Below are 13,631 nucleotides of genomic sequence, written 5' to 3' on the forward strand. Positions count from 1 at the left end.
AAAGTTATTTCAATTGGTCTTTAATCAAATCACCAAGACTGTGCGCATCATTGTCATTGATTTCATCCAACATTTTTTGATCTTTAATGCGCTCCAGTTTTTTCACTGAAAGACGGATACGATCACGTTTAGCATCGATCACTAAAATAGCCGCTTCAATAACTTGACCGATTTCAAGCTCTTCAGGGGTCAAAGGATAAAGATCTTCGTTACGGATAAGAGCATCAACGCCCCCTTCCAAGGAAACGAATACACCGAAGTCTTTTACATCACGAACGGTAGCTTTTACTACTTCATTCATTTTGTGGTTCGTTGCAAATTGATCAATCGGGCTCTCTTCGAGTGATTTACGATTCAACGAGATTTTTTCATCCTCTGCATTGATTTTCGCAATTTTTACTTCGATTTCATCGCCTACTTTGAGAGTATCTTTACATTTGACATTTTTATCCCATGAAAGATCTTGGTTATGCAATAACCCTTCTACTCCGCCAACTTTGACGAATGCACCGAAATCGGTCAACGAAGTGACGCTCCCTTTAACGGTATCACCTTCTTTGAATTTTTTGGTGAACTCTTCAAAAGGTTTCGGTTGAAGACGTTTGTACGATACACGTAATTTATGTGTTTTAGAGTTAATCTCAATAACTTCAACATCAATCTCTTGACCAACCGTGAGGTAGTCTTTAGGGTGTTTGATGTTTTTATCCCATGTAATTTCAGAGATGTGCAAGAACCCTTCGATGTCATTTCCGAGGTCTACGAAAATACCGTACGGTTCGATGTTGCTGACGGTAACCGTGATCGTATCACCCTCTTCCAACGCCTCTTCAACCTCTTGCCACGGATCCGATTGTACCGCTTTGATCGAGAGGGAAAGGTGACGTTTGTCTTTATCGTAGGCGATCGCTTTTACGTTGACAACATCACCCTCTTTGTAGAGTTTTGATGGGTTAACCGGCCCTTTATAACTGATTTCATTGTAATGAACCAACCCGTCGATTCCGCCGACATCAACGAACATACCGTAGCTCGTGATCTTTTTGACGGTACCCTGGATTACTTTATCCTCTTCCATCAATGCGTCGATCACCTCTTTTTTACGTTTACGCTCATCATTGAAAAGCTTACGGCGAGAAACAACGATTGACGCTTCTGCAGGGTCAACTTTAACGACTTGCGCTTTGATCGTTTTTCCGACGACTTGGTCGGTTTCTTTGAACGCTGCGAGTGAACGTGGAAGGAAAAAATGGACATCGTCCGCTTCTAAGAGGTATCCCCCTTTATTTTTCTTCGTCACCAATGCTTCGATTACGACAGACTCGAAATCTTCTTTGTGTGCATTGATGAATGCGAGCGTTTTCTCTTGCTCAAGCACTTTTTTATAGGAGATTTTTGGGCGCTCATTGTAGTGACCCATCACCATTACCATAATTTTATCGCCGACATTGAACAAAAGTTTCCCGTCCGCTCCACGGATTTCATCCAGTGAAATAATCCCTTCAAGTTTTTCGCCTACGCCTACCAACGCGCGATTGTCACTCTCTTGAATTTCTACGATTTCACCTTCTGTAATGCGCGTAGATTCTTGCTCTTTGAAAGATGCCTCTAACATCTCAGCAAAATTTTCTTCTTCGAACGATTCGTTATCGAAAGCCATGCCTATTCCCTTGTAACTAAAAATTGGCTGATTATAACGAAAAAATGCTTGCTTTCAGATTAGAACGGAGAAATTAGGAGTGAGTTAGGCTCTTGATTTTGTCAATTACGTCGTCAATTATCCAATCAGGGGTCGATGCTCCAGCACTGATACCGCAAAAGTTTTTGCCCGAAAACCACTCTTGGTGCAAGTCTTCTTGGCTTTCAATATGATAACTGTCCGTGCAATATTCTTTGGCTATAGAGTGAAGCTGTTTCGTGTTTGAAGAGTTTTTACCGCCAATGACAATCATTACATCCGCTTCTTTTGAAAGTTTTCGAACGGCATCTTGATTATCAAAAGTTGCATTGCAAATCGTATTGAAAACACGCACCTCTTTATGCGTTTCCATCAATTTTCCGATGATTTGCTGATATTCCTCTATTTTTCGAGTCGTTTGGGCCACGGTTGCCACTTTTTCACGTAAGCGGAGAGCATCGATTTCCTCCGGGGCGTTCACAACATAGACGTGGTCTTCAGCGTAGCTTTTAACCCCTTTGATCTCAGGGTGAGCCTCATCCCCGAAAATCACGATGTCGTACCCCTGCGCATTCATCTCTTCGCAGATTTGCTGGGGTTTCGTCACATACGGACAGGTTGCATCCACAACATTCACATGGCGTTCATGCAATAAACCAAGTTCTTGCTTAGGAATACCATGCGTGCGGATAACAGCGGTTTCTCCCGCCTTGAAAGAATCCAAATTTTCACTTAAAGCAACATTGAAATCATTTTTTAGCCGATCAATTTCGTTTGCATTATGGATCAAAGGGCCATAGGTTGCGGAATTTCGATTTTCCTCAGCTATTTTGATGGCCCGCTTCACTCCAAAACAAAATCCGTAACTCTCAGCCAATTCAATTTTCATTGCTCCACCTTTGTACACATTCCCAAGAGTTCAAAAAAGTTAGGAAATGAGGTATTAATACACTCAATGTCTTCGACTTCCATACCGCATTTAAGTCCCGCAATCAAAAAACTCATCGCAATCCGATGGTCTCCAAAGCTGTTGACCAGAGCAGATTTCAGCTCACCGCCGATCACGGCATAACCATCAGGAAACTCCTCCGTCTCGATACCGCAGAGATTCAGATTGTCCACAACCGTTTTGATACGATCGGACTCTTTAACCCGCAGCTCTTCCGCATTTTTGATAAGACTTTTCCCCTCGGCACACGCCATGGCGATTGAAAGGGCCGGCAGTTCATCGATCAGCCATGCAATATTTTCTTCCACCGTTACGGCATGAAGCAAAGCATGTTCGACTCGGATAGTACCGATCGGCTCATACCGCTCATCGGTAAGGGAATAGGTGATCTTTGCCCCCATCCGTTCCAAAACTTTAAACGCTTCGATACGGGTCGGATTGAGCGTTACTCCCTCAATTATCGCCGAAGAACCGGGGATAATCGCTGCCGCTACCGCAAAGAAAAAAGCGCTTGAAGGATCTGCGGGAACACGGATAGTGAGAGGTTTTAGCGGTTTTTCAAGAGGCCAGATTTTCGTCTCCAGCCCATTTACTTCAACACGAGCACCCATACCGCGGAGCATCCGCTCAGTATGGTCTCGGCTCAGTTCCGGTTCACGAAACGTACACACCCCGTCCGAGCGAAGGGCAGCGAGGATCATCGCACTTTTAACCTGTGCCGAAGCAATGGGAGAGAGATACTCAAACGCTTTAAGCGATGCTCCACGAATAGAAAGAGGTGCTAGATCGCCGTTATTACGACCATCAAGATTAGCACCGATGGAGCGAAGCGGCCCAGTTACCCGCTTCATCGGACGACGTTTAAGATATTCATCTCCCGTGAGGACAAAATGTCCCTCTGCAGAGGAGAGAAGCCCGCAGAACAGGCGCATCCCTGTCCCCGAATTTCCGCAATCAAGGATTTCGGACGTTTCATGTATACCATGGGAACGAATTGTAATCACCGACCCGTCATCCTGAATTTCAGCCCCCAAGTGCCCTACGATTTTAAGAGTATTAAGGGTATCTTCAGCGCGGAGAAAATTTTCAATGCGACTCTCCCCTTCCGCTAAAACCGCAAACATAGCCGAGCGGTGCGAAATTGATTTATCCGGTGCAATCGCATCACTTTTGAACCCGAACGACTGTGCGGGATAAACCTTGGCAGACATCATCGCAAACTCACTCCAAGTTCATCTCTAAGACCGTTTAAAATCGATTCCATCGCCATGGTGATATCCTCATCTTCCAGTGTTTTATCCTCCGACTGTAACACAAAACGGAGCGTCAAACTCATTTGATCCCCCAACGTTTCGGAAACATAGCGATCCACCGGATAAAAACGACGCACTTGTACCGATCGGTGTTTTTCGATGACGGTTTTGATGCTCTCATAGCTCACCATTTTGGAGATCAGAATGCTCAAATCTCTAAAAGATGCTTGGTATTTTGAATACGGCTGCGCTTCAATAAGCCCGTAAGGGAGGCAATCGGTTTTTAGCTCACACATAAACGTTTGTGCCAGATCAAATTCCTCTTCTATCGACGGGTGAAGTCGAAAAAGTTCACCCGCTTCCTCACCGTTAATCATCACTTTCGCACATACATAAGGGTGAGCCAAAGCGTGTGAAGGGGTATGGGACAACAATTCAAATGATCCCGCCACATCGGCAATCAGCTTGCTAAAAGCGGCAAAATCGATTGCTGACGGCTTCCCGGCATTGGATATTTTTTCACTTTCTATAGAACCGGAAACAATAAATCCAATACGTTTGGATTCACGACGATCCGCGTCGAAAACCATCCCTGCTTCAAACAAAGCGATCTTTTTCTGGTTGACTTTTACATTGGCCGATGCAGAATTTAAAAGTCCGACCAATAACGTAGGACGAAGGGTATCAAAAGTTGCTGTAATCGGGTTAAGAAGTTCTTTGGAAGACTCCGTGCAGACAAATCCGAATTTTTCAACCTGTGCACGTTCATTAAAAACAAAATGAACCGACTCGTAAAACCCGCTTTGGGCAGCACGGTGACGATACATCCGTGTTTTTTTATACTCTGCCAAATCGCCGCTCATTTGATTGGCTTCCGCAAAAACAAGAGGCTTTGAGGGGATATTGTCAATGCCGACGATTCGGACAACCTCTTCGATAATGTCTTGTTTGTTCACAATATCATGGCGAAACTTGGGCACAGAAATCGCGAATGAAGACCCTTTTAGCTTGCCGATATCCATCCCCAAGTTTTTAAAAATCTGGGTGATACGCGTTTTATCGATCTTCAGACCGATAAACGATTCGAACTCCTCTTCGCACATACTGATAATCCGGGGTTCATACGATGTTGTGAGCTCAATATTCCCGCCATATACTTGGGATGCGGAATATTTTTCAAACAATACCGTAGCGTACCGAATCCCCATCTCGATTTTTGGCTCGCTTCCACGCGAAGAGCGATAATAATGAGGACAGCTCGGGATCTTTTTTTCACCCATTTTTTTGGCAATGATATCCGGAGCGATGTAACTCGCTTCAATAACGGCCAACCCTTCATTCGCGCTAAAATGAGACTCTTTTTCTTGCGAAACACCGATAATGGAGACTTTTTCTTTGCCGTACAACGCCGCATAACCGTTTTCATCATTCTCGAGGGTAATCACCCCTTTGCTTTCGGGGTCACCGAACTTTTCAAACGGATACGCTCGTAAGATAACCCCCGTGCTCTGCGTTGCATACAACAGCAATGCATCCACAGCCGTTGTATAGGCTTCATCAATGATCGCTAAACGCAAGGCGATAACAAAAGGGACATGAAGCTCTTTGAGATCCACCGCACCGAATAACAAATCTGTGTTAAAGGTATCTGCATGATGCAATTGCAAAATCCGCCCGATTCCTAAGCGCCCGTCTAGCTTCTCTTTATAGTTGATTTCTCGAAGTTCACGGGAAAGGGCAGCACGTAAATCACGTGCGATACCGTGAATACTCAAACAATCGCCGCGATTGGCTGTGAGCTCAATCTCGATCACATCATCATTGAATGCACTGTACTCATTGAGGTTTTTCCCGAGAATCAACGTACCGATACTCTCATCGAGGATCATAATCCCCTCGCCCATACTCGGCAACCCAATCTCTTTAGCGGAGCAGATCATACCGTGCGATTCAACGCCGCGAAGCTTTGCCTCTTTGATTTTTAAACCACCGGGTAGTTCCGCACCTACGGTAGCCAAGGCGATATGAATCCCTGCTCGGACATTTGACGCACCGCAAACGATTTGGCGCACTTCATTGCCGACATTAACTTGACAAACGTTCAGCTTGTCCGCATCAGGATGTTTTTCACATTGCTCTACGTAACCGATCACAACACCATTCGGCACTCGGATTACGTCATGTCGATCCACTTCCAAACCGATGGAGTTAAACGTTTTGAGCAACTGCTCTGTGCTCACTTCACCAAGATCGATCCACTCATTTAACCAATTTTTTGTAACGATCATCTAAACTGCTCCAATAATCTCGTGTCTCCCTCAAACAAAGAGCGTAAATCTCCGATACGGTGGATCAGCATCGCAAACCGTTCAACCCCTAAACCGAATGCATACCCGCTAACGTTCTCATATCCGACCGCTTTAAAAACATTCGGATCGACAATACCGCATCCGAGAACTTCCAGCCAACCGGTTTTTGAACAAACACGGCAGCCCTCCCCGCCGCAAAATATACAGCTGATATCCACTTCGGCCGAAGGTTCCGTAAACGGAAAAAAACTCGGGCGAAAACGAACTTCGACATCTCCGAACATCGTTTTAAGAAAATCTTCGAGGATAAATTTAAGATTGGCGAATGAAACTTTCCCCGCCTCTTCGACAACCAATCCCTCAACCTGATGAAACATCGGGGTATGGGTGATATCGTAATCGCGGCGAAATACCGCACCCGGAGCGATCATACGAATCGGCGGTTTGGTAGAGAGCATGGTGCGGATTTGTACCGGCGAGGTGTGGGTACGCAACAGCATCGAATCTTTAAAATAAAAAGTATCCTGCATATCACGTGCCGGATGGTACTTCGGAAGATTAAGCGCTTCGAAATTATGAAAATCATCTTCTACCATCGGGCCTGTACGAACCGAAAAGTTCATGGCGATAAAGTATTCTACAATGCGGTCCATGGTTTCCATTACGGGGTGAAGCGATCCGCGTTCACTCGTCGCTGAATACAGACTCACATCAATCGCTTCGGATTTCATTGTTGCTTGTAAGTGCTCCATCGCCAAGAAAAGCTTACGATCCACCAAGAGAGCATTCAATCCCTCTTTGTGGATATTGAGTTCTTTGGCAAATGTCCCTTTTTCCGTATCAGGGATATCTTTCATACGGGCGAACTCAGCGTTCATTATCCCTTTTTTTCCGAAAATAGCGATTCGGATCTCTTCGATTTTATCAATCGAGTCGGCCGATTTTATAGCGTCATACCACTCTTGCAAAATAGAGTCTCCATTGATGATTTTCTGAAAGCTTTAAAACATGCTAATACCATTTCTGACAGTGCTTTCAATTTGAGAGATATTGTAGTCAAATCTCTTTTATAATTAGCTTCAAGGGACAAAGCATGTGTTACAATAGCATAAAAAAAGAGGTTTAGCATGTGCATTTTCTGCAAAATTATCAACAAAGAAATTCCTTCAAATACCGTTGCCGAAAACGATGAATTTTACGCCTTTCATGATATCAATCCGAAAGCCCCTGTTCATGTTTTAGCCATTCCCAAAGCGCATTATCAAAGTTTTAACGATATTCCGGGAGAGGTAATGGGGAGAATGTCAACGTTTATGCAAGAAATTGCCAAAACATGCGGAATTGATGAAAGCGGATACCGAATCATCAGTAATATCGGGGAAAACGGCGGACAAGAGGTGGGGCATCTCCACTTTCATATCCTCGGCGGAGCGAAGCTCAAATGGGGACATTTCGCCGACGCCGATCCGAAAGACTTCTTTTAATTCAAAATAAAATTCCGTTCGTGGTGACTGCATGTCCCCTCTAGGGCATCTCCAACCATGAACTCACCTTGCTTTTAAAAAGCTACCGACTGTTAGCTTTTTCTGCTGCCCAAAAGAAGCAGTAAACCGCCCAATGCTATTGCACCGACGCCAGCCCAAACCGGGATGTTAACGCGCTCTTGCTCTTTTACCGACAGCTCAATCGCTCCTATGGTTGCTTCATGGGTATCTTTCGTGTAACTGAAACCTCCATATACCAATCCAAGGACACCCGCTAGCACTAACACAATCCCTATTATTTTTGACACATTCATCGCACTTTCACCTCTCTTTTAAAAACTGGCTGAATATCCAAGAATTGCTACAGACGCCGGCCCTGAATGACGCGAATCAGAATCACCACGACTGCGATGACCAGGAGAATATGGATCAATCCCCCCATTGTATACGAGGTAACGAACCCTAAAAGCCACAGAATAATCAGAATAATTGCAATAGTCTCAAGCATTTTACGTCTCCTTCTGCCATAAACAGGCTAATCGTAAATAAAGTGGTTTAACCGCCTGAGCGGCAGCTTATACATAACCTGACTCAATGCATTGTTTTTACTTATAAAAAACAGCATCAGTTAAGAATACATAAAATCCCCTTGATACAACCTAAAGATAAAACAGTAGCGTACCGGTTAAACATCATAATGTTAAATTGAACTTAAAGAAAGGAGAGGAAAGCGGGCAAAGCCCATCTTCACACTTCGAAGGGAAAAAGAGCAGAGGGGTTTTAGGCGTTACACCCTTGAAGCGTACCGAAATCAACGCTGCTTCCGCCGCCGCTGATCATCTTCTCATTCTCGCGAATCACATTGCCGTTATGGATAATCGTATAGCTGATCGCCGTAGTGTCACGGATCGTATTGATCGTGGAACAATAGGTCTCCAAGCTTGCCATTACCCAGCGTGCCGCCAACGTATCGTCCGCATTGGAGTCAAAACGGTATTCGAGATGAAGGGTGTTAAATTTGCGTGGTGCAGACTCATTACGTACCACTTCACCGGAGACTTCAAGGTTTTTAACCTCATATCCCTGTTGTTTCGGAAGCATTACGACATCCGTTGCACTGCAGGTGATAATTCCGCTTAAAAAATACTCGATCGGAGAAATTTGAGGACAGTCGATGATGAAACTGCTTTTTTCAGTTTTCGCCTCAAATTTCATCTCATTTTGATGACTCACGGTAATTTTCATAGTTTTAAATCCTTTTTAAATGGCTTATTTTATATCTTTTAAATAGTGATCAAAATAGATAATCTGCTCTAGTGTGCGTACTTCAGCTGTACCCCCTTGAGATACGCGGGCATTCATCGAATGCTCAATCGCCAAATACGCGATGACATCCTCTTTGATTCGGCTATCAATAGCATGAAGTTCCGCATAATCGATATCGCTCAAATCGATTCCAAGCACTTCGGCACGGGCAACCGCACGCCCGGTAATATGGTGTGCTTCGCGAAACGGCACCCCGCAATGTTCAACCAGATAATCGGCCAAATCGGTTGCACTTAAATGCCCGAGCTTACAGGCACGCGCCATATTTTGGGGCTTGATTGTCATGGATTTTAGTGCCTCACGGAGAATTTCAAGAGAAATTTCAGCGGTTTCCACACTGTCAAATACCCCCTCTTTATCCTCTTGGGTATCTTTGTTGTACGCAAGCGGCAACCCTTTCATCACCGTCAAAAGCCCCATCAAATTCCCGAATACACGCCCCGTTTTCCCGCGAAGGAGCTCAGGAACATCAGGATTTTTCTTTTGCGGCATAATAGAGCTTCCGGTCGAATATTGATCGGACAGCTCAACGAAACGAAACTCATAGCTCGACCAGAGGATGATCTCCTCCGCAAGGCGGGAAATATGCATCATCAGCGTAGAAATGTTAAATAAAATTTCCAATGCAAAATCGCGATCACTGACGGTATCAAGACAATTAATACTGACCGAATCGAATCCCAATGTTTTAGCGGTCATTTCACGGTTGATATTATGCGGAGTTCCGGCAAGTGCGGCACATCCGATCGGAGAGATATTGTTGCGCGAGACGCTGCTCTCAAATCTTTCACAATCACGTTTGAACATCGATGCGTACGCCAGCAGATGAAATGCAAAATTAATCGGTTGAGCATGCTGCAAATGGGTCATCCCCGGGAGCAGTGTCGTCGTATGTTCGCGAGCAATATCGACAACGACTTCCATAAGTGCTTTAATTTGTCCAACAATTTCCCGATTTTTACGAAGAACAAAACGGCGAAAATCAAGGGCTACCTGATCGTTACGACTGCGGGCGGTATGAAGTTTTTTTCCCGCTTCACCGATAATGGCGGTGAGCCGTTTTTCAATCGCCATGTGTAAATCTTCATCGCCGATTTTCCATTCAAACGCACCCGATTCAATTTCACTCAGAACTTGAGCCATCCCCGCTTCAATAGCAGCAAGCTCTTCGTCCGTTAAAATTCCCTGATGGGCCAGCATTTGTGCGTGTGCAATGGAACCTTCGATATCTTCACGGTAAAGTTTTTGATCAAACATGATCGAGGCATTAAATTTTTCTAATAGGGTTGACGCATCTTGTGTGAAACGTCCGGACCACATCTTTTCCATGGTATCTCCGAGTAGTGTAAAAGTGGGGTATTTTAGCGAAGTTTGGTTTAGAAGAAAATCATCCCCTTAGGGATGGAGGTTTATTTAATTACAGGCGGGAACGTTACCGCTATCGGCAGCATACTCGACCAAAAAATCTTCGAGATGTTTTGCCCCTTTTGTGTAACTGCGACCTTTGAAATATTCCCATGATGCTTGCGCTTTTTTTGACGAGAGGTGGATATCGGCCAGTTTTTCCCCTTTGTCATCCATAAGCTTTTCCCACACACGCTGCTTTTTCGATCCGGCTAACTCTTGGCCGCCGCCATGACACTCTTTACAAGAGTCCATATAAATTTTCTGCCCTTTGTATGTGGCTGCATTGAGAAGTGTCGAACCGGCTAAAAGTGTAAGTGCTACTGTAGCATAAAACATGCGCATGGAATTAATTTTCCCTATTTATAAAATATTTAAGCTTTCAATCTTACATTACTAATTCTAATAAAATCCTTAATGTCATTCTCCTCAAACAAGGGAGACAACACCTTACAACTGGTATTTCTTCTCTAATTTTAGTTCCAAATCCCATAATGAAAGTGATTTAAGACGTTCAACAACAGACGGAGTACATTCAACATCTCCCGGCCATTCACGTTCAAATCCATCCACATCGGTTTTCATGGTACCGTCAATCGCCACAACGGATTCTGAACGGTATAGATCACGAGCGGCATCCATATTATTAGTTACACGCCAAATAAGCATATAAGGGTTATGAATATCATTTTTAGCTTCATCCACAAAAATAACGATACGTAAATAGCCCTTTAATGCTTCTAACGCATTAAAACACTCTTTAAGCGCGCGTTTTTTTTGAACACTGATCACCGTAATCGGATTCGCGGTGTGGCGCATATACTGTGTCAACCCGGTTACTTCAGGGATAAGGGATCGGACATGTCCCAACAGCACAGAACTGTCGATCGATTCAGGAGCAATCGGCATATACGACGGGGTAAAATCAATCCCCAGTTTCCCTCCCACTAACGACTCGGGGCTGGAATGATCGAGAGCATCGGTAATCCCCTCGGAGATAAAAAGACATTTAGGGATAAATCGGTTCAGGGCATAGGTGATTAATGCCTCATAATTGGTGAGTTTTGGAGCATCTTCTCCAAAAAAGAGGGCATGCTTCACGAAACTCATCTGCCCGGAACCCCAAAAAATATGCATAAACTGCTTCGCATGTCCTTTATAAAGCGGTTTCATTTTTGCCAGAATAAGGTTGTGAAACACTCCGTTTTCCGGCATATGATAGTCGATTAAATCAGCAGCGTTAGTTTTCAGAAGCGGCAAAAACACCCGTTCCGTCGCCCATCCCATGTATTTATCTTCCAATGGGGGTTTTCCGACAACGGTTGCCAAATAATAAGGGTTTTTGCGGTGTGTGATCGCACTCACTTCCAATACCGGATAATGCTCAGCAAGGGTATAGTATCCTGTATGATCTCCAAACGGCCCCTCAAGCGCCAGTTTTTCGGTATCGACCCACCCCTCGATAACAAAATCAACATCTCCGGGGATATAAAGAGGGGTTGTAATCGATTCCACCAGTTTAGGAGACTCTTTTTTAATGAGCCCATAGAGCAGCAATTCGTTAACTCCATAGGGTAATGGGGCGGTCGCACACCAGGTATAAAGGGGATCACCGCCGATAGCGATGGAAACCGGCATTTTTTTACCGGCGCGTTGATACTGATCGAAAAAGTGAGAAGAATCTTTGTGAATTTGCCAATGCATTCCCAAATGGTTTTTATCGTACACCTGCAAACGGTACATTCCCAGATTGACCAGTCCGCCATCCAGACTTTGGGTATAAACCTGACCCATCGTGATAAACGGTCCTCCGTCTTCTTCCCATGTGGTCAAAATCGGTAGATCATACAGGTTCACTTCATTGCCCTGCTTTACCACCTCTTGGCAGCTTCCGCGCGTTTTAAGTTTTTTAGGGAAAATATCTTTCATGGCAAACAAATCGCCGAGCATCCCGATTTTTTCTTTGAATCCTTGCGGGGGCTTCATGTGAAGAAGTTTTTCAATCTCTGCCGCAACCCCTTCCACCTCACGTCCAAAAAGAAGTTCCGTACGGCGATACGAACCAAAAAGATTCATCACCACAGGGATATCAAATGATTTACCGCTCTTGCGATCGATCGGATGGGTAAAAAGGAGCGCTTTTCCTCCCTCAGTTTTTTTTACTTCGGCGTATGCCAAATGAGGGATTTCGAGTGCAATATCCAAAGGGGTATCAATAATACGCAATTCATCTTTCGATTTTAATAAATCAATCGTTTTTTGTAAGGTCACCGGTTATGCCTTGTTTGCCATAACTTCGGCACGATGGAGCAAATCCATCGCTCCTTTCTCAATGAGACGCTTCGCCATTGCTTCACCGATACCTTGAGTTTCTGATTTAGAGACAACAATCTCATCTCCCATCACTTCAGACCCATCGGGCATCCCGAGCGTTGAGCGGACAATCACCTCACCGTTTTCCTGAACCCGTGCACTTACACCGATCGGAACCTGACATCCGCCGTTAAGTGTATCGACAAAACCGCGTTCAATCGTCGTTTCGATACGACTGTTTTCATCTTCTAAAAATTTGGCGATTTCCAAAACCCACGCTTCATTGACCGTCTCAATCCCTAGAGCACCCTGCCCCATAGCCGGAAGCATCTCATCGAGAGGAATTGGGTAAAAATACTCTACCAAATCCGAAAATCCCAAACGGTTAATCCCTGCCGCAGCAAGGATAATGGCATCGAATTCCCCCTCTTTGAGCTTACGAATACGGGTATCCACATTACCGCGTAAATCTTTGATCACCAGATCAGGACGTTGTTTTACCAGCTGCATACGTCGGCGTAATGAAGAGGTACCGACGATGGCACCTTGGGGAAGTGAGATAATGTCCGAATATTTTTCACTGAGCATTGCATCACGAACATCTTCGCGTAATGTGATTGCCGAAAGCAATAACCCCTCCGGCATAACGGTCGGAACATCTTTAAGCGAATGAACTGCCATCTGTGCTTCACCGCGAAGCATTGACTCTTCGATCTCTTTGAGAAACAGCCCTTTACCCCCGATTTTAGCGAGCGGCACGTCCAAAATCTTATCCCCAGAGGTGATAATAATTTTGAGTTCGACCTGAACATCACTAAAATTCGATTCGATCACCGATTTGATGTGATTCGACTGCCAAAGGGCAAGTTTGCTTCCGCGGGTTGCGATGGTAAGTTTTTTCATTGTCATCCTAAC

The 13,631-nt window shown here is 44.6% G+C and carries 13 protein-coding genes; 1 reads left to right on the forward strand and 12 read right to left on the reverse strand.

Going from position 1 to position 13,631, the window contains the following annotated elements; all coding sequences use genetic code 11:
- Positions 1-4: 4 nt before the first annotated feature.
- The 5 genes from WB308_RS08245 to pheS all read right to left on the reverse strand — a co-directional run bounded on the left by WB308_RS08245 (position 5) and on the right by pheS (position 7,157).
- Entirely contained in the window at positions 5-1,660 is a 1,656-nt protein-coding gene (locus WB308_RS08245) for a 30S ribosomal protein S1 (RefSeq protein ID WP_424190775.1), read from the reverse strand.
- 73 nt (positions 1,661-1,733) lie between these two features.
- Positions 1,734-2,567, reverse strand: a complete 834-nt coding sequence (locus WB308_RS08250; RefSeq protein WP_424190776.1) for a 4-hydroxy-3-methylbut-2-enyl diphosphate reductase — start codon at positions 2,565-2,567, stop codon at positions 1,734-1,736.
- Entirely contained in the window at positions 2,564-3,841 is a 1,278-nt protein-coding gene (aroA, locus tag WB308_RS08255) for a 3-phosphoshikimate 1-carboxyvinyltransferase (RefSeq protein ID WP_424190777.1), read from the reverse strand. Before aroA ends, WB308_RS08250 begins: the two co-directional genes overlap by 4 nt.
- Complete coding sequence (gene pheT, locus WB308_RS08260; protein ID WP_424190778.1) at positions 3,838-6,168, reverse strand: phenylalanine--tRNA ligase subunit beta; 2,331 nt, start codon at positions 6,166-6,168, stop codon at positions 3,838-3,840. The genes aroA and pheT overlap by 4 nt, the downstream gene beginning before the upstream one ends.
- Positions 6,165-7,157 carry a phenylalanine--tRNA ligase subunit alpha gene (gene pheS, locus WB308_RS08265; protein ID WP_424190779.1) on the reverse strand — a complete coding sequence of 331 codons (993 nt, stop codon included), beginning with the start codon at positions 7,155-7,157 and terminating at the stop codon, positions 6,165-6,167. Before pheS ends, pheT begins: the two co-directional genes overlap by 4 nt.
- Positions 7,158-7,316: 159 nt before the next feature.
- Between pheS and WB308_RS08270 the strand changes: the two genes are divergently transcribed.
- Entirely contained in the window at positions 7,317-7,673 is a 357-nt protein-coding gene (locus WB308_RS08270; protein WP_424190780.1) for a histidine triad nucleotide-binding protein, read from the forward strand.
- 92 nt (positions 7,674-7,765) lie between these two features.
- Here WB308_RS08270 and WB308_RS08275 read toward each other — a convergent pair whose 3' ends face one another.
- From WB308_RS08275 to hemC, 7 genes are all read right to left on the reverse strand, one after another.
- On the reverse strand, positions 7,766-7,960 hold the full coding sequence (locus WB308_RS08275; protein WP_424190781.1) for a hypothetical protein: 195 nt from the start codon (positions 7,958-7,960) through the stop codon (positions 7,766-7,768).
- 74 nt (positions 7,961-8,034) lie between these two features.
- Positions 8,035-8,181, reverse strand: a complete 147-nt coding sequence (locus tag WB308_RS08280) for a lmo0937 family membrane protein (RefSeq protein WP_424190782.1) — start codon at positions 8,179-8,181, stop codon at positions 8,035-8,037.
- Positions 8,182-8,453: 272 nt separating this feature from the next.
- Entirely contained in the window at positions 8,454-8,918 is a 465-nt protein-coding gene (locus WB308_RS08285) for an OsmC family protein (RefSeq protein WP_424190783.1), read from the reverse strand.
- A 24-nt stretch (positions 8,919-8,942) separates the two neighbouring features.
- Positions 8,943-10,328: an argininosuccinate lyase gene (gene argH, locus WB308_RS08290; RefSeq protein WP_424190784.1), complete on the reverse strand. Its 1,386-nt coding sequence runs from the start codon at positions 10,326-10,328 to the stop codon at positions 8,943-8,945.
- An 84-nt stretch (positions 10,329-10,412) separates the two neighbouring features.
- Positions 10,413-10,748, reverse strand: coding sequence for a c-type cytochrome (locus WB308_RS08295; RefSeq protein WP_424190785.1), 336 nt, complete (start codon positions 10,746-10,748; stop codon positions 10,413-10,415).
- A gap of 105 nt (positions 10,749-10,853) precedes the next feature.
- Positions 10,854-12,674, reverse strand: coding sequence for a menaquinone biosynthesis decarboxylase (locus tag WB308_RS08300; protein ID WP_424190786.1), 1,821 nt, complete (start codon positions 12,672-12,674; stop codon positions 10,854-10,856).
- Positions 12,675-12,677: 3 nt separating this feature from the next.
- Complete coding sequence (hemC, locus tag WB308_RS08305) at positions 12,678-13,619, reverse strand: hydroxymethylbilane synthase (protein ID WP_424190787.1); 942 nt, start codon at positions 13,617-13,619, stop codon at positions 12,678-12,680.
- Between the last annotated feature and the right edge of the window lie 12 nt (positions 13,620-13,631).

The sequence above is a fragment of the Sulfuricurvum sp. genome (genome assembly GCF_049587615.1).
GTDB lineage: Bacteria > Campylobacterota > Campylobacteria > Campylobacterales > Sulfurimonadaceae > Sulfuricurvum.